The sequence below is a fragment of the Bordetella holmesii genome (assembly GCF_020735985.1).
GTDB classification, from domain to species: domain Bacteria; phylum Pseudomonadota; class Gammaproteobacteria; order Burkholderiales; family Burkholderiaceae_B; genus Bordetella; species Bordetella holmesii.
Genome location: NZ_CP085973.1, coordinates 370700 through 387325, shown reverse-complemented (window position 1 = coordinate 387325; position 16626 = coordinate 370700). Strand labels below are relative to the sequence as shown.

The following is a 16626-nucleotide window of genomic DNA, read 5'->3' as shown; positions in this document are numbered from 1 at the left end:
CCGCTTAACACTCGACGATATTGACGGCCAGACCGCCGCGCGCGGTCTCTTTATACTTGGTCTTCATGTCGGCGCCAGTCTCACGCATGGTCTTGATGACGGAGTCCAGCGAGACATAGTGGTGGCCGTCCCCGCGAAGCGCCATACGGGCGGCATTGACCACCTTGACGGACGCCATCGCATTGCGCTCGATGCAAGGAATCTGCACTAAACCACCGACTGGATCGCAGGTCAGCCCAAGATTGTGCTCCATGCCGATCTCGGCGGCGTTTTCCACCTGAGCCACCGATCCGCCTAACACCGCGGCCAGCGCACCCGCGGCCATCGAACAGGCCACGCCAACCTCCCCCTGACAACCGACTTCGGCCCCAGAAATGGAGGCGTTGTACTTGTACAGCAGGCCGATAGCCGCGGCAGTAAGCAGAAAATCATGTATGCCCTGGCGGCTGGCGGACGCCACAAACCGGTCGTAATAGTGCATCACGGCGGGAATGATGCCGGCGGCTCCATTGGTAGGCGCGGTCACCACCCGACCGCCAGCGGCGTTTTCCTCATTGACGGCCATGGCATAGAGATTGACCCAGTCCATTACCGACAAGGGGTCGGACAGCGATCGTTCGGCGCGTTGCGTAAGGCTGCGATACAACTCGGGGGCGCGCCGGCGCACCCTGAGCGGACCCGGCAATTCGGCGTCAGCTTCAGGGTGGCCTATGCCGCAGCCGCGCGCGACACAATCCTGCATGACCTGCCAGACATGGTCCAGGCCCTGCTCGACGGACTCGCGATCACGCCACGTAAGCTCGTTACGCATCATCAGGCCGGCTATGGACAGACCGCTGTCCCGGCACATCTGCACTAGGTCACGCCCGGTGCGAAAGGGAAACGGTAGCTGGTCATGCGCGGCGATGACCTGACTGTTGGACGCCCCTGGTGTCACGACAAATCCGCCGCCCACCGACAGGTAACGCGATTCGCGCAGACAGGACCCGGCGGCATCAAAGGCATGGAACTTCATGCCGTTGGGATGTTCGGCCAGCGCCTCCCGGCGATAGAACAGAACGTGTTCCTTCTCAACGAAGGACACGGGGTGACGGCCCAGCAGAGGCAGGCTGCGGCTGGCGCGTACCGCCTGCAACATGCCAGCAATGGCGCTGGGATCGACGCTATCGGGTGCTTCCCCCATCAGGCCCAGCATGACGCCCTTGTCGGTGCCGTGGCCTTTGCCGGTCGCGCCCAGTGAACCGTACAGCTCGCAACGCACGCTGGCCACCTGGGGCAACAGACCGTCGCGCTCAAGGCCCTGCACATAGAGCAACGCCGCACGCATGGGTCCTACGGTGTGCGAGCTGGACGGACCAATACCGATCTTGAAGAGATCGAAGACGGAAACTGCCACCTGAAACCTCCTGGCGAACCTGCCGGCGCATAATGGGCCCATGATACGCGGCGCTTGGCGGCTCGCGCGTCCGAACATGAGGGCGGTATTTCCTGGTCCGTCCCAGACATGCCATTATTGCAAACATATTTCTTGTCACATTCAAATTTGAGTTAGGCCGCGCGCCTGAGGAGTCCTATGTCGGGATTGCTGACCATGCTGGATTTTGCCGGGTATGTCGCCCTGCTCCTATGGGGCGTGCATATGGTGCAGACCGGTGTGCAACGCCCCTTTGGTGCCGCGCTGAGCGCCGCGTTGGGCCGAGCCCTGGGAACACGCGTGCGAGCCTTCGTCGCGGGGCTGGTGATCACCCCCGCCCTGCAAAGCAGCACGGCAACGGGCCTGATGATCACTGGCTTTGCCGCGGCCGGCGTGGTCGGACTCGTGCCTGCTCTGGCCGCCATGCTGGGGGCGAATGTCGGCACGACATTGATCGTGCAACTGCTGTCTTTCGACCTGACATCGCTGGCTCCTATCCTCACGCTGATCGGGGTGTGGATGTTTCGCCGCTACCCGCCGGGTCGCACCCGCGACCTCGGACGGGTGTTCATCGGACTGGGCTTGTTGCTGTTGGCCCTGCACGCGCTGGTGGAGCTGTTCCATCCTCTGGAGCAGGCCCCGTTGTTGTCGACCATCCTGCAATCGCTGGCCTCCCAGCCGGTGCTGGCCGTCTTGCGGGCGGCAGCGATTACCTGGGCGGCGCACTCCAGCGTGGCGGTTGTAGTCCTGATCATGTCGCTGGTCAGCCATCAGATCGTCAGCATCGATGTGGCCATGGCCCTGGTGCTCGGCGCCAATCTGGGTACCGCCGTCAATCCCATGATCGAAGGCGTCACGGGCGATGATCCGGCCGCCCGCCGCCTGCCACTTGGCAACTTGCTGACCCGCGTGGCCGGCGTGATCATCGGTCTTATCCTCTTGCCGTACGTCGCTCCGCTCATGGCCACGCTGGAGGCCGACCCCAGCCGCATGGTGGCCAACTTTCACACCGTGTTCAACGTCGTGGTCGCGGCAGCCTTTCTACCTCTGCTCACGCCGTACGGCGCACTGCTGACTCGCTGGCTGCCCAAGCGTAGCGATCCCAATGATCCGGCGCGGCCGCAGTATCTGGATGAGTGGGCCCACGACGTCCCCGCGGCGGCCCTGGGCAATGCGCGGCGCGAAGCCTTGCGCATGACGGATATGCTGCAGACGCTGTTGCTATATGCCCGCGCCGGCTTCAAGCGCGACAACCGGCACCGCATGGTGCAGGCCCGCCAACTCGACAGCGCGCTGGACAAACTGGAAACCGCAATCACCACCTATATCGCCACGCTGGATCAGGATGACCTCACGCAAGAAGACCGCCAGCAGATCGACAGCATTCTGGCGTTCATCAGCAATGTGGGACATGCCTCCGACATTGCCTTTCATGGCCTCCTGGGCCATATCGCACGGCTGCGCAAACAGGGGCTGCAACTGTCGGCCGAACAGCGCGCGCAGATTGACGATACGCTGGCGGCACTGGTGGCCAATCAGCGCCAGGCCGCCGCGCTATTCGTCAACGACGATCTGCGCCAGGCCCGCGTGCTGGCGGGCGAGAAGTCGCGTTTTCGGGCTATGGAAGCCGAAGCGGCTGAAGTTCATCTGCAGAAAATCAAGAACGGAGAAGTCGACGCAGCCGAAGCCGGAGCGCTCTATCTGGACATATTGCGCGACCTGAAAGGTATCAATTCGCACCTGGTTGGCGCGGCGGCCTATCCGCTGCTGGCCCGCCATGGCGAACTGCTGCCCAGCCGTTTGCGCGACGCCAGCGCCGATTGACGTGCCGCTCGCGCGGCTGCACCATAGCCGGGCCGGGAACACGCCCGGCCCTCTACAGGCGGAGCACCATGAACCGGGCCACCACTGAGCTTGTCATTTTTGATTGTGACGGGGTCTTGATCGACAGCGAGATCATCGCCGCCCGAGCCCAATCCCAGGCGCTCGCAGCACATGGCATCGACATTTCCCCCCAGGACGCGGCCCGGCGGTTTGCCGGCATCCCCGATCACGATATGTGGCTGACGCTGCAGTCCGAATCGAGCATCCGGTTGCCGGCTGATTTCGAGAGCGACTATGCCGCGCACCTGGCAAAGGTCTTCGAGAGCGAACTGCGCGCCCTGCCCCATGCCCAGGATCTGATCACTACGCTGCGAGCGCGCGGCGTGCCTTATTGCGTAGCCTCGAGCAGCACGCCGGAAAAGCTGCGTAAAGCATTGGGCCTGACGGGCCTGTGGCCCCTGTTCGAACCTCATGTATTCAGCGTCAGCCAGGTGCGTCGCGGAAAACCGGCACCCGATATCTTCCTGTTTGCTGCCAAACAGATGGGCGTGGCGCCGGAGTGCTGCCTGGTCATCGAGGACAGCGTACCGGGCGTGACCGCGGCTCGCGCGGCCGGGATGCCCGTACTCGGTTACACCGGCGCCTCGCATATCGCCGCCGGCCATGATGCGCGGCTGCGCCATGCGGGCGCGCTCGGGACGGTCGGCGACCTGGCCGACGTTAACGCCTACGTGCTCTGACTTGCCCGAGATCCCGCCTCAGGCAGGTATTCACGTCGTCAGATAGCGGTCGAACCACGACAGCATGCGCGCCCAGCCGTCCTTGGCATCGGCGGCGTTGTAGCTGGGCCGGTAATCGGCCAGAAAGGCATGACCAGAATCGGGGTAGACCACAAAGTGCGATGCCTTGGAGGCCGCGTTGCCCTCGGCAAGCTTGGCCTGCATGGTGCGCACATCCTCGAGCGGGATGCTGTGGTCTTGCGCGCCGTACAGGCCCAGAACCGGGCCGTGCAATCGATCGGCGATGTCGAACGCCACCGACGTAATGAGCGGACCATGGCCGGAAGCCAGCTTGCCATACCAAGCCACGCCTGCCTTGACCTTGGGATTCTGGGCCGCGTACATCCAGGTGATCCGACCGCCCCAGCAAAACCCGGTGATCCCCAGGCGCAAGACATCCGCGCCCTGCGTGGCCGCCCAGGCGACCGCGGCGTCCAGATCTGCGTAGACCTGTTCATCAGGAACTTTGGCGACGATCTCGGCCACCAGCTTTGCGATGTCCGTATAGGCTGACGCATCGCCCTGACGCTGGTAGAGATTGCTGGAGACGGCGAAGTGACCCGCCTTGGCCAGCCGGCGGCAGACGTCCTTGATGTGCTCATGGACGCCGAAGATTTCCTGCACCACGAGCACCAACGGTGCTCCCTTTACGTCGGCGGGCGCGGCGTAATAGGCTTGTTGCGTACCACCGGCGACGGGCAGTTCGAAGTCACCCTGGGACAGACCCTGGGTATCGGTGTGGATGGTGGTTGCAGCAGGGGTGCCGGCGGCGGGGGCGAAACTCATGGGCGGACTCCGTTGGTCAGGGGGCCGCCTTTCAGTGCGTCAATGGCGATGCGGGCCCGCTTCGAGCACTGCCGCGGCATGATCGTGATCATGAGCATGGCCATGCTCATGGCCATGGTGCATGAGGGAGGTCACGCCATAGATAATGGCTACGCCCACACCTACGAGCAAGAGTTGCGGAACAGCGTCAGAGAGGGTCACGCGCTCGTGCATTTGCGGCATGAGATCGGCGACCGAGATATAGAGGAAGCTGCTGGCCGCAACCACCAGCACGTAAGGCACCAGGTTTTGGGCTTCCTGCAGCACGAAGTATCCTACACCGCCCCCAATGGCCGTGCATAGACTGGTAAAGAGGATGAGCCCGAAGGCGCGCTGGCGCTGCAAGCCGGCATTGATCAGCACGACAAAGTCGCCCAACTTATGAGGGACTTCGTGGACGATGATGGACGCGGCGGTCAGGACGCCGAGCAGCGGATCCGTGAGAAATGCCGCAGCGACCAACACGCCATCGCACAGGTTGTGCAAAGAGCTGCCGATGAGAATGAGCACTCCGCCGCGGCCTGCTTCATGCCGATCGTGACCCTTGTGATGATGATGGCCATCATGTTCATGGTGATGGCTGTGCCGCAACAGGGCGATTTTCTCGAGGACGAAAAAACCGATCAGGCTGGCCAGCATGAGCCCGAAAAGGGTGTGCGCCCCGACCCCGGCTTGCTCGAACGCCTCCGGCAACAAATGCAGCAACGCCACCGATAGCAGCACGCCGACCGACAGGCTCACCATGTGATGCAGATATTGCGCGAAGACGCGATAGGCCAGCCAATGGGCGATGGCGACCGCGATCAGGCCGCCTGTGATCGTGGCCAGGATGATCCAAAGGAGCAACATGGAGGTGGGAGGATGGTGGCGGAAAGCGCAATATTATATTGTTTCAAACAACAAGGTAAAAACCCGGCGCCTGGCTGGCCATGCGCACGTCCTCACTCACGCACCGCAAGCGCCCGGTTGATTCCCAGGGCCAGCAAAGTGCAGGCCGATCCGGACAAGAGATAAATACTGACGGCCACCAAGCCGAAACGCGCCGACAGCGCCAGCGCGACCAATGGGGCGAACGCCGCCCCGATCAACCACGCCATGTCCGACGTCAACGCTGCTCCGGTGTAGCGAAAACGCCGGGAGAAATTGGCTGTCACGGTGCCCGATGCCTGCCCATAGGACAGCCCCAACAAGAAAAAGCCGATCAGGATAAAGGCGTTCTGTGCCTTCGGGCCGCCTCCCAGAAGCCAGGGCGTGAACAAGGCGAATACGCCGATCAGCAAGGCCAGCAGCCCCAGCGTGGTGCGTCTTCCAATTCGATCGGCCAGCATGCCGGAGGCGATGGTGCCCAATATCCCCAGAACGCCCCCGATGAGCTGGGCAACAAGCACGTCGGCTATCTGTTGGGTGCCACTCACGGCGATCCATGACAGCGGAAAGACCGTGACCATATGAAACAGCGCATAACTGGCCAAGGCGGCGAACGCACCGATGAAAAGGTTATAGCCCTGGACGCGCACGATTTCGCTGACGCTGATGGGCTCGAGTTCGCCCTCTTCGAGCAGGCGCGTGTATTCCTCGGTGACCACCAGACGCAGACGAGCAAACAGCGCTACGACATTAATGGCAAACGCCACGAAAAACGGGTAGCGCCAACCCCAGGCGAGGAAATCCGCCTCGCTCAGGGTCAGCAATAGAAAGAGAAACAGCGCGCTGGCGACCAGAAAGCCGACCGGAGCCCCTAACTGGCCCATCATGGCGTACCAGCCTCTCCTCCCCGGCGGTGCGCAGTGCCAGCAGAGACGGCAGCCCGTCCCATGACCCGCCGAAAGCCAGGCCCTGCAGGCAGCGAAACAATGCCAGCAGCGTAATCGCGTGTATCCCAATGTCGTTATAGCTGGGCAGAAAAGCCATGCCGACCGTGGCGGTGCCCAGTACGAAGAGCGCCAGGGTCAACTTGGTCGCCCGCCCCCAGCGTCGCTGCACGGCCATGGACAACGCCGTCCCGACAGGGCGCACGATGAAAGCGAAAGAAAAAATGACGAACGACCAGAGGGTGCCCTCCAGCCGCGCTTCGAACGGGAAGAAAACCTGCGGAAACACCAGCACACAGGCAATACCGAAGACAAAAAAGTCAAAGTACTCCGAGGCGCGTCCGATCACGACGCCGACGGCGATCTCGCCCGGTGCGACCTTGGCGTGACCATCATGCCCATCTGCCTCGAGCAGTTGGCTGGGGTAATGCGTGGAGGTTGACATAGGCTCGCTCGCGAAAGGAGGTTCCAGCTACACCTTGCCCACATACAGCGGTTTCTAGGGTACGCCCAGGTCTGCCTGCCCTGCAAGCACTCATCCAGCAATCCGGCCTCTCATGACTTCGTCGAACCGGCCGATGCAGAAATACGCTGGATTTTCTGCGCGGTCGGGCGTAGTGTTGCTGCTTATGTCCCACGGGTTCGTCACGGGGTATGGTCAATGCCGTCCTTGCCAAGGTTCCGCGGAATACTGCTGATCGGTCTCCTGCCCCTGCTGACAGGATGCAATGCCGTGCTGCTATCTCCCTCCGGAGATATCGCCGTACAGCAACGCAATCTGATCCTCATTTCAACCGGCCTGATGCTCATCGTCATCGTGCCGGTCATCGTATTGACCCTCTGGTTCGCCTGGCGCTATCGGGCAAACAATACCTCTGCGGCCTATACCCCCGAGTGGAACCATTCCACCGTGCTCGAACTGCTGATCTGGGCCGGACCGCTGCTCATCATCATCGCGCTCGGCGCCCTAACGTGGGTGAGCACGCATCAACTGGACCCCTACCGACCGCTTTCACGGCTGTCCGAAGGCCACGACATTCCACCGGATACCAAGCCTCTGGTCGTCGAGGTCGTTGCGCTGGATTGGAAATGGCTTTTCGTCTATCCGGAACAAGGCGTAGCGGCGGTCAATGAACTGGCCGCGCCGGTCAATCGCCCCATACAGTTCCGCATCACCTCATCGACGGTGATGAACTCTTTCTTCATTCCGGCCATGGCGGGTCAGATCTATGCCATGCCGGGCATGCAGACCACACTGCATGCCGTCATCAATCACCCAGGCGAGTATGCAGGACTGTCGGCCAACTACAGTGGCGCCGGCTTTTCAGGCATGCACTTTGCATTTCACGGGGTCGACGAAGCGGGCTTTCAGCAATGGATATCCCGCGTGCGCGACCAGGGACATACGCTCGACCGCCAGACCTATCTCCAGCTTGAACGGCCCAGCGAGCGCAACCCTGTGCAGTACTTCGGCAGCGTAACGCCCGGCCTGTTCGACGCCATTGTCGAGCAGTGTGTCGACCCGGCACGTCCCTGCCGCATGAACCATGCCCGCGCCAAAGGCGCCCTGAATCTGAATACCGCCGGGCAGAGCTACCTGGGGGCCATTTGCCGCTCCGAGCAGGACCTCGCACTGTAGGCGTCAGCCTCGCTTTTCATCTGGAGTCGGGATGATTGACCAGCCAGAACACAGCAGTCTCATCTTTGGCCGCCTGACCTGGGAGGCCATTCCCTATCACGAGCCCATCCTGCTGGCGACGTTCGCCGCGGTGGCGCTGGGCGGACTGGTGCTCGTGGGCGGTCTTACCTACTTCGGCAAATGGAACTATCTCTGGCGCGAATGGTTCACGAGCATCGACCATAAGAAGATCGGCATCATGTACATGATCCTTGGGCTGATCATGCTGCTGCGCGGTTTTGCCGATGCCATCATGATGCGCCTGCAACAGGCCATCGCATTTGGCGATTCGGCCGGTTATCTGCCGCCACATCACTACGACCAGATCTTCACGGCCCATGGCGTGATCATGATTTTCTTCGTCGCCATGCCGCTGGTGACGGGTCTGATGAACTATATCGTGCCGCTGCAGATCGGCGTGCGCGACGTGGCTTTTCCGTTTTTGAACAATTTCAGCTTCTGGATGACTGCGGGCGGCGCCGTACTGGTGATGATGTCGCTTTTCGTCGGCGAGTTTGCCCGCACAGGATGGCTGGCCTACCCCCCGCTGTCGGGCATCGCCCAGAGCCCGGATGTGGGGGTGGACTACTACATATGGGCACTTCAGATAGCGGGCGTAGGGACACTTCTGTCGGGGGTCAACCTGCTGGTGACCATCGTCAAAATGCGCGCCCCCGGTATGCCGATGATGCGCATGCCCATCTTCACCTGGACGGCGCTGTGCACCAATGTGCTGATCGTGGCCGCCTTCCCGGTTCTGACGGCCGTTCTGGGCATGCTCACCATGGACCGGTATGTCGGCACCAATTGCTTCACGACGGAACTTGGCGGCAACGCCATGATGTACGTGAACCTGATCTGGATCTGGGGACACCCCGAGGTCTATATCCTCATTCTTCCGGCGTTCGGTATTTTCTCGGAGGTGGTCGCGACCTTTTGCCGTAAACGGCTTTTTGGCTACGCCTCCATGGTGTATGCCACCGTGGTGATCACCGTGCTGTCCTATCTGGTGTGGTTGCATCACTTTTTCACCATGGGATCGGGTGCCAGTGTGAATTCCTTCTTCGGAATCACCACCATGATCATTTCCATCCCGACGGGTGCGAAAATCTTCAACTGGCTGTTCACCATGTATCGGGGTCGTATTCAGTTCGAAGTGCCGATGCTCTGGACCCTGGGTTTCATGGTGACGTTCGTGATCGGTGGCATGACCGGCGTGCTGCTGGCGGTGCCCCCCGCAGACTTCGCGCTGCACAACAGCCTTTTCCTCATCGCGCACTTTCACAACGTCATCATCGGCGGCGTGCTCTTCGGGCTGATGGCGGGCATCACTTTCTGGTTTCCGAAGGCCTTTGGCTACCGGCTCGATCCATTCTGGGGAAAATGCTCGTTCTGGTTCTGGCTGGTGGGTTTTTACGTGGCTTTCATGCCCCTTTATATGCTGGGACTGATGGGTGTGACCCGCCGTATCAATCACTTCCAGGACATGTCGCTGCAGATCTGGTTTCAGGTCGCGGCGCTGGGCGCGGTATTGATTGCGCTGGGCATCGCCAGCTTCATCATCCAACTGATCGTGAGCTATCGCAGGCGCGACGCGCTGCGGGACTTCACAGGCGACCCCTGGGACGGACGCACGCTGGAGTGGTCAACCTCGTCGCCGCCACCAGTCTACAACTTCGCTTTCACCCCCCGTGTGCATGACCTCGATGCCTGGTGGCAGATGAAGCAATACGGCTACCGGCGGCCGCAAGGCGAGTTCATCCCCATCCATATGCCCAAGAATACCTGGGCCGGCATCGTGCTGGCGGCCATCAGTGTGTTTCTGGGCTTTTGCCTGATCTGGCACATGTGGCCGCTAGCTGTGAAGATTCAATAGGTTGTATGCATGGTTCATCCGAACCGGATTTGAGAAACTGGAAATCGCCAACCCCCCAGTTCACTCAAGGAGCCCGGCCGGATGAACACCCATAAGCATGCCCGATTGACCTTCCTACGTCGCCTCGAAATGGTCCAGCAATTGATCGCCCATCAAGTTTGTGTGCCTGAAGCGGCCCGCGCCTATGGGGTCACCGCGCCGACTGTGCGCAAATGGCTGGGCCGCTTCCTGGCTCAGGGCCAGGCGGGCTTGGCCGATGCGTCCTCGCGCCCGACGGTCTCGCCCCGAGCGATTGCGCCGGCCAAGGCGCTGGCTATCGTGGAGCTGCGCCGCAAGCGGCTGACCCAAGTGCGCATCGCCCAGGCGCTGGGCGTGTCAGCCAGCACCGTCAGCCGCGTCCTGGCCCGCGCCGGTCTGTCGCACCTGGCCGACCTGGAGCCGGCCGAGCCGGTGGTGCGCTACGAGCATCAGGCCCCCGGCGATCTGCTGCACATCGACATCAAGAAGCTGGGACGTATCCAGCGCCCTGGCCACCGGGTCACGGGCAACCGACGCGATACCGTTGAGGGGGCCGGCTGGGACTTCGTCTTCGTGGCCATCGATGACCACGCCCGCGTGGCCTTCACCGACATCCACCCCGACGAGCGCTTCCCCAGCGCCGTCCAGTTCCTCAAGGACGCAGTGGCCTACTACCAGCGCCTGGGCGTGACCATCCAGCGCTTGCTCACCGACAATGGCTCGGCCTTTCGCAGCCGCGCCTTCGCCGCGCTGTGCCATGAGCTGGGCATCAAGCACCGCTTTACCCGACCTTACCGCCCACAGACCAATGGCAAGGCCGAACGCTTCATCCAGTCGGCCTTGCGTGAGTGGGCTTACGCTCACACCTACCAGAACTCCCAACACCGAGCCGATGCCATGAAATCCTGGCTACACCACTACAACTGGCATCGACCCCACCAAGGCATCGGGCGCGCTGTACCCATCTCCAGACTCAACCTGGACGAATACAACCTATTGACAGTTCACAGCTAGCCGTGCTGGCATTTGCCGCCCTCATCGTGGTCTGCATTGTCCACACCTTCGATTACCGGCGCGACTACTACGTGCCAGCCGAAGAGGTCCTGAGCACCGAAACGGCGCGCACCCGCCTATTGGAGAGCCATGTCTGACACGCTGGCCACCGCGGATCCCGGCCGCTCGCCCCAGGCGCCCGGCCCAGTCTTTCACATCACGGACGAACATCACCCGCAAAACGATACGTTGCTGGAGTTCTGGGTCTACCTGATGAGCGACTGTCTCATCTTCGCCTGCCTGTTTGCGACCTATGGAGTCCTGGGCCGCAACTACGCAGGCGGGCCCACGGGCGCAGAGCTATTTGATCTGCCGTTGGTCGCCGCCAATACTTCACTGTTGCTTCTGTCATCCATTACGTATGGATTTGCCATGCTGGAGATGCAGCGGCGGCGCCTGGGCGGCGTGCAGGCCTGGCTGGCCGTGACCGGGCTGCTGGGGCTGGGCTTTCTCTCGTTGGAAATCTATGAATTCGCACACATGATTGCCGAGGGCGCGGGGCCGGGGCGCAGCGCGTTTCTGTCGTCATTTTTCACGCTGGTGGGTACCCACGGCCTGCATGTGACCTTCGGCATCGTGTGGCTGATCACGCTGATGGTGCAACTGCGCCTGCACGGCCTGATTCCTGCAAATCGCCGGCGCCTGATGTGCCTGTCCATGTTCTGGCACTTCCTGGATCTCATCTGCGTAGGCGTGTTCACCTTCGTTTACCTCATGGGAGTCCTGCCATGACCACGCGCACCACTCATCGCGGACATGACGACGATGACGACCATCATGAGCAAACCGCGCACGGCACGCTCAAAAGCTATGCCACCGGATTTATCCTGGCGTCCATACTCACGGTTATCCCGTTCTGGATCGTCATGGCGCGAGTATTCGAAAGCTCGCGCAATACGGCGTTGGTTATCCTGGCTCTGGCGGCCGTGCAGATCGTGGTGCACATTGTTTACTTCCTGCATCTGGACGCGCGCTCCGAAAGCGGCTGGAACATGCTGGCATTGATTTTCACCCTGGTGCTGGTGGTGATCACGCTGAGCGGATCGATCTGGATCATGTATCACCTGGACGCCAACATGATGCCTATGACCACGCATGATTGGCGCAACGTCCCTTGACGAGACGACTTCGCCGAGAGCGCCGCGCCGTGTGCGCACGCTCGTCGTCCTGTCCATTGCTGCCGTCCTGACGTTCACAGCGCTGTGCGCGCTAGGGACCTGGCAGCTTCAGCACCGGACGAGCAAGCATGCCCTCATCGCCCAAGTACACGCCCACCTGCAGGCGCCGCGGGTTCCTGCTCCCCGCGCGTCGCTCTGGCCCACACTGAGTTCGGCCAAGGATGAGTACCGGCGCGTCCACGCGTTGGGCCGCTACGACTTCGGCCGGCAAACCCTCGTCAAGGCAGTGACCGAAATGGGGGACGGCTACTGGGTGATGACACCGCTGCTGCGCGATGACGGCAGTACGATACTGGTCAACCGCGGGTTCGTGCTGCCAGCATGGCGCCAGCCGCCGCAGGAAAGCGAGGACATCGTGGTCACAGGCCTGCTGCGCATGGGAGAACCTCCATGGGGCTTTCTGCGCCGCAACGATGCCGCGGCCGGCCGGTGGTACTCCCGCGATGTGCGGGGCATCGCCCAGGCACGCGGCCTGGGCGCGGTAGCACCGTATTTCATCGACAGCGACGCAACGCCGGGCGCCGTGAATCCGTCACGCCAGCCCGCGGACGGGCTGACCGTGCTGCGTTTTGCCGACCATCATCTCGTCTACGCTATCACCTGGTATGCCCTCGCCGGCCTGGTGATGGCCGGCGGGATCATGATCGCACGCGACGAAAAACGTCTCCGCGCCAGACTGGCCGTCAGTGGGCCTGCTCCCAGTTACGACCCACCCCTACCTCGGCGATAAGTGGCACGCGCAACGTCGCGACGTCGCTCATCAAGCGCGGCACGGCCACGCGCAGTGTCTCCACCTCGGCCTCGGGGGCCTCCAGCACCAGCTCATCGTGCACCTGCATGATCAAGCGCGCTTGCATATTTTCGGCGACCAGCCAATCCTGAACCGCCACCATGGCCAGTTTGATGAGATCCGCCGCCGTGCCCTGCATGGGCGCATTGATGGCAGCGCGCTCGGCTCCCTGCCGCCGTGGCCCCGATGCGGCGCGGATATCGGGCAACTGCAAACGCCGCCCGAACACCGTCTCGACGTAGCCCTGTTCGCGTGCCAGTCGGCGCGTATCTTCCATGTAACGCGCCACGCCAGGATAGCGGGCGAAATAACGATCGATGTAAGCCTGGGCGGCATCACGGGTGATGCCCAGATTGGACGCCAGCCCAAAGACGCCCATGCCATATATCAGGCCGAAATTGATGGCTTTGGCGGCGCGGCGCTGCTCACTCGTGACCTCGTCCACCGCTACCCCGAAGACCTCGGCTGCGGTGGCGCGGTGGATATCTTCCCCCGCGGCAAAGGCGCGCTGCAGATTGGCGTCATCGGAGACATGTGCCATGATGCGCAGCTCGATCTGCGAGTAATCCGCCGACAGCAGAAAACCGGCGTGTTCGGCCACGAACGCCTCGCGCACGCGCCGGCCGGCCTCCGTGCGAACCGGGATGTTCTGTAGATTGGGATCGGAAGACGCCAGGCGCCCGGTGATGACCGCCGCTTGCGAATAATGCGTGTGCACCCGACCGGTTGCCGAATTGATCATGCGCGGCAACTTGTCGGTATAGGTGGACTTCAACTTCGACAGGCCGCGATAGTCCAGCAGAACCTGCGGCAAGGGATAGTCCTGTGCCAGCTTGGAGAGCACCTCCTCATCCGTGGAAGGCGCGCCGCCCGCGGTCTTGCGCACCACGGGCAAACCCATGCGGCCGAACAGAATCTCTCCCAATTGCTTGGGCGAGTTGAGGTTAAAGGGCTGGCCGGCCAGGTCGTAGGCTTTTTGCTCCAGGCTCAGCATCTCACGGCCCAGTTCGTGGCTCTGGCGGCCCAGCTCGGCCGCGTCGACCTTCACACCATTGCGTTCGATGACGACCAGCACACGGGAAACCTCAAGCTCCAGCGCATAGATCCGCTCCAGGCCGGCATCGGCTGCCACACGCGGGCGCAGGACCTGATGCAGCTGCAAGGTGAAGTCGGCGTCCTCAGCGGAGTAATAACCCGCTTTGTCGACGGCCACTTCGTCAAAGCCGATCTGCTTGGCACCCTTGCCGCAGAGATCCTCGTAACTGACACCGCTGCGGCCCAGAAAACGCTGCGCCAGATCGGTCAGCCCCACGCCGCGATGCGATTCGAGCACGTAGGCCTCAAGCATGGTGTCTTCCGTCACGCCGCGCAGCGTCACACCCTCATTAGCGAAGACATGCGTGTCGTACTTGGCGTGATGCAAGAGCTTGGGTCGCGCGGGATCTTCCAGCCAGGCACGCAAACGCTCGATCACTTCCTGACGCGGCAGTTGCGTGCCAGCTTCAGGTCCTCGGTGAGCCACCGGTATATAGCAGGCCACGCCAGGCTCGATGGCCATGGAAATGCCCACCAGCCGCGCCTGCATTTCATCCAGGGACGTCGTCTCGGTGTCCAGACCGACCAGGCCAGCCTTATCCACACGCGCCATCCAGGCATCCAGATCGTGCCACTCTGTAATGATCTGATAGTGCTGCTCGGCAGGCGCCTGGTAAGCCACCTCAGCGGCACGCGCATCGCCGGACGGTAGACGCTCTGCATCGCCCGAGAGTTCGCGCAGCCAGGTACGGAAGCCATACCGGTCAAAAAGCGCACTCAGCGTCGCCTGATCGGGCGCCTTGGGTTTGAGATCCTCGGCGGACGTAATGAGGCCCTCAAGATCGCAGTCCTCTTTGACGGTCAGCAGCTTACGGGTCAGCGGGAAGTGAACCATCGCTTCGCGCAGATTGCTGCCCGCCACGCCCTTGATGTCGTCGGCGTGCTGGATCAGATTGTCGATGGAGCCGAATTCGCTGAGCCATTTGACGGCTGTTTTGGGGCCGACCTTGGTCACGCCCGGCACATTGTCTACGGCATCGCCCACCAGCATCAGATAATCCACGATACGATTGGCAGGCACCCCGAACTTGTTGACGACGCCCGCCTCATCGAGCACCTCGCCGGTCATGGTGTTGACAAGGGTGACCTGGGGATTGACCAACTGAGCCAGGTCCTTGTCGCCCGTCGATACGACGGTGTGCAGGCCCTCTTCGGTGGCGCGCCGCGCCAGCGTGGCGATGATATCGTCCGCCTCGACGCCCTCGACGGCCATCACCGGCCAGCCCAAGGCGCGCACGGCGGCGTGAATCGGCTCGATCTGGGCGGCAAGGTCAGGCGGTATCGGCGGGCGATGCGATTTATATTCCGGATAGAGATCATCGCGAAACGTTTTGCCGCGCGCATCGAAAATACATGCGGCATACTCTGCCTTATGGTCCAGGACCAACTTGCGCAGCATGTTGATCACGCCATAGAGCGCCCCGGTCGGTTCCCCCTGGGCATTGCGCAAATCCGGCATGGCATGGAAGGCACGGTACAAGTAGCTCGAACCGTCTACCAGCAACAAGGTTTTTTTCATGGTTACAAAGGCAGAGATGGACACACCCGCCGGCAAACAAATTCCGGTGATTATGTCAGAGATAGGGATCGCAGCCGAAAAGCTGGCGGACATCGGCCCGGCCGTGAGTGTGTTCGGCAGCGCCCGGATAAGCCGTAATTCCCCCTATTATGAGACTGCGGTCGCCATCGCGGCTGCCTTGGCGCGCGAAGGATTCGCCGTCATTGCCGGCGGCGGCCCGGGCATCATGGAGGCCGCCAACAAAGGCGCATTTGAAGCCGATGGCACCAGCGTCGGGCTGAATATCAGCCTGCCGCACGAAGCTCACAACAATGCGTATCAAAGCATCAGCCTGTCGTTCGAGTATTTTTACTCGCGCAAGGCGACGTTTTTCATGCACAGCATGGCTTATGTCTCCATGCCGGGCGGTTTCGGCACGCTGGACGAATTGTTCGAGGCCCTCACGCTCATCCAGACTGGCAAAGTGCCACCCGCGCCTATCGTCCTGGTGGGCAGTGAGTTCTGGCATGGCATGATCGACTGGATGGGCGCACAGTTGCTGGGCAACGGCATGATCGGGGCCCACGACCTGGATCTGTTCATTATCGAGGACGATCCGGAGAAAGCCGTGCGCCATATCGTGGAGTTCCACCGCAAAAAGCAGTCGCCTGAAGAACAGTACGCCCCTTCGCTGCCGGCCTGACAGACTGGCCTGATTCTCCAGCACGGCGCCCTGGCGCCGTGCTGCCGCTGGGTATGTTCGATCCTTTCGTTGCAGGATCGATGA

At 61.9% G+C, this 16626-nt stretch carries 13 protein-coding genes and 2 pseudogenes; 10 read left to right on the top strand and 5 right to left on the bottom strand.

Annotation, left to right across the window (positions count from 1 at the left end):
- Window positions 1-4: 4 nt before the first annotated feature.
- Window positions 5-1396 carry an L-serine ammonia-lyase gene (locus tag LK440_RS01800; protein WP_005015976.1) on the bottom strand — a complete coding sequence of 464 codons (1392 nt, stop codon included), beginning with the start codon at window positions 1394-1396 and terminating at the stop codon, window positions 5-7.
- Window positions 1397-1573: 177 nt separating this feature from the next.
- Between LK440_RS01800 and LK440_RS01795 the strand changes: the two genes are divergently transcribed.
- Together LK440_RS01795 and LK440_RS01790 are read left to right on the top strand one after the other, a co-directional pair.
- Window positions 1574-3238, top strand: coding sequence for a Na/Pi cotransporter family protein (locus tag LK440_RS01795; protein ID WP_005015977.1), 1665 nt, complete (start codon window positions 1574-1576; stop codon window positions 3236-3238).
- A 68-nt stretch (window positions 3239-3306) separates the two neighbouring features.
- Window positions 3307-3978 (top strand): HAD family hydrolase, encoded by a 672-nt coding sequence (locus LK440_RS01790; protein WP_005015979.1) that lies wholly within the window; start codon window positions 3307-3309, stop codon window positions 3976-3978.
- Between the two features lie 30 nt (window positions 3979-4008).
- Here the strand turns inward: LK440_RS01790 and LK440_RS01785 are convergent, their stop codons facing one another.
- The 3 genes and pseudogenes from LK440_RS01785 to LK440_RS01775 form a co-directional block, all read right to left on the bottom strand.
- Window positions 4009-4803, bottom strand: coding sequence for a dienelactone hydrolase family protein (locus LK440_RS01785; protein ID WP_005015981.1), 795 nt, complete (start codon window positions 4801-4803; stop codon window positions 4009-4011).
- Window positions 4804-4842: 39 nt separating this feature from the next.
- Complete coding sequence (locus tag LK440_RS01780) at window positions 4843-5691, bottom strand: ZIP family metal transporter (RefSeq protein WP_005015984.1); 849 nt, start codon at window positions 5689-5691, stop codon at window positions 4843-4845.
- A 92-nt stretch (window positions 5692-5783) separates the two neighbouring features.
- Window positions 5784-7098: pseudogene (locus LK440_RS01775) on the bottom strand (MFS transporter).
- 216 nt (window positions 7099-7314) lie between these two features.
- Between LK440_RS01775 and cyoA the strand changes: the two are divergent.
- From cyoA to LK440_RS01745, 7 genes and pseudogenes are all read left to right on the top strand, one after another.
- Window positions 7315-8292 (top strand): ubiquinol oxidase subunit II, encoded by a 978-nt coding sequence (gene cyoA, locus LK440_RS01770; RefSeq protein WP_025341232.1) that lies wholly within the window; start codon window positions 7315-7317, stop codon window positions 8290-8292.
- Window positions 8293-8323: 31 nt separating this feature from the next.
- Window positions 8324-10195, top strand: a pseudogene (gene cyoB / locus LK440_RS01765) (cytochrome o ubiquinol oxidase subunit I); the annotation flags it as partial.
- Window positions 10196-10288: 93 nt separating this feature from the next.
- Window positions 10289-11239, top strand: a complete 951-nt coding sequence (locus tag LK440_RS01760) for an IS481-like element IS481 family transposase (protein ID WP_005016594.1) — start codon at window positions 10289-10291, stop codon at window positions 11237-11239.
- Between the two features lie 2 nt (window positions 11240-11241).
- Window positions 11242-11376, top strand: a complete 135-nt coding sequence (locus LK440_RS17815) for a hypothetical protein (RefSeq protein ID WP_265585976.1) — start codon at window positions 11242-11244, stop codon at window positions 11374-11376.
- Window positions 11369-12010 carry a cytochrome o ubiquinol oxidase subunit III gene (gene cyoC / locus LK440_RS01755; protein ID WP_005015989.1) on the top strand — a complete coding sequence of 214 codons (642 nt, stop codon included), beginning with the start codon at window positions 11369-11371 and terminating at the stop codon, window positions 12008-12010. Before LK440_RS17815 ends, cyoC begins: the two co-directional genes overlap by 8 nt.
- Window positions 12007-12396, top strand: a complete 390-nt coding sequence (gene cyoD, locus LK440_RS01750) for a cytochrome o ubiquinol oxidase subunit IV (RefSeq protein ID WP_005015991.1) — start codon at window positions 12007-12009, stop codon at window positions 12394-12396. Before cyoC ends, cyoD begins: the two co-directional genes overlap by 4 nt.
- A 31-nt stretch (window positions 12397-12427) precedes the next feature.
- Window positions 12428-13186 carry an SURF1 family protein gene (locus LK440_RS01745; RefSeq protein WP_005015993.1) on the top strand — a complete coding sequence of 253 codons (759 nt, stop codon included), beginning with the start codon at window positions 12428-12430 and terminating at the stop codon, window positions 13184-13186.
- On the opposite strand, the gene polA is transcribed toward LK440_RS01745, so the two are convergent.
- Complete coding sequence (gene polA, locus LK440_RS01740; RefSeq protein ID WP_005015994.1) at window positions 13140-15860, bottom strand: DNA polymerase I; 2721 nt, start codon at window positions 15858-15860, stop codon at window positions 13140-13142. The genes LK440_RS01745 and polA overlap by 47 nt on opposite strands.
- Between polA and LK440_RS01735 the strand changes: the two genes are divergently transcribed.
- Window positions 15859-16542, top strand: coding sequence for an LOG family protein (locus LK440_RS01735; protein ID WP_445979207.1), 684 nt, complete (start codon window positions 15859-15861; stop codon window positions 16540-16542). The genes polA and LK440_RS01735 overlap by 2 nt on opposite strands.
- Window positions 16543-16626 lie beyond the last annotated feature (84 nt).

What these genes read in the sequence shown, in the direction of transcription:
- LK440_RS01795 (WP_005015977.1), top strand. Translation starts at nt 1,574, where the DNA reads ATGTCGGGATTGCTGACCATGCTGGATTTTGCCGGGTATGTCGCCCTG.
- LK440_RS01790 (WP_005015979.1), top strand. Translation starts at nt 3,307, where the DNA reads ATGAACCGGGCCACCACTGAGCTTGTCATTTTTGATTGTGACGGGGTC.
- LK440_RS01785 (WP_005015981.1), bottom strand. Translation starts at nt 4,803, where the DNA reads ATGAGTTTCGCCCCCGCCGCCGGCACCCCTGCTGCAACCACCATCCAC.
- LK440_RS01780 (WP_005015984.1), bottom strand. Translation starts at nt 5,691, where the DNA reads ATGTTGCTCCTTTGGATCATCCTGGCCACGATCACAGGCGGCCTGATC.
- cyoA (WP_025341232.1), top strand. Translation starts at nt 7,315, where the DNA reads ATGCCGTCCTTGCCAAGGTTCCGCGGAATACTGCTGATCGGTCTCCTG.
- LK440_RS01760 (WP_005016594.1), top strand. Translation starts at nt 10,289, where the DNA reads ATGAACACCCATAAGCATGCCCGATTGACCTTCCTACGTCGCCTCGAA.
- cyoC (WP_005015989.1), top strand. Translation starts at nt 11,369, where the DNA reads ATGTCTGACACGCTGGCCACCGCGGATCCCGGCCGCTCGCCCCAGGCG.
- cyoD (WP_005015991.1), top strand. Translation starts at nt 12,007, where the DNA reads ATGACCACGCGCACCACTCATCGCGGACATGACGACGATGACGACCAT.
- LK440_RS01735 (WP_445979207.1), top strand. Translation starts at nt 15,859, where the DNA reads ATGGTTACAAAGGCAGAGATGGACACACCCGCCGGCAAACAAATTCCG.
- polA (WP_005015994.1), bottom strand. Translation starts at nt 15,860, where the DNA reads ATGAAAAAAACCTTGTTGCTGGTAGACGGTTCGAGCTACTTGTACCGT.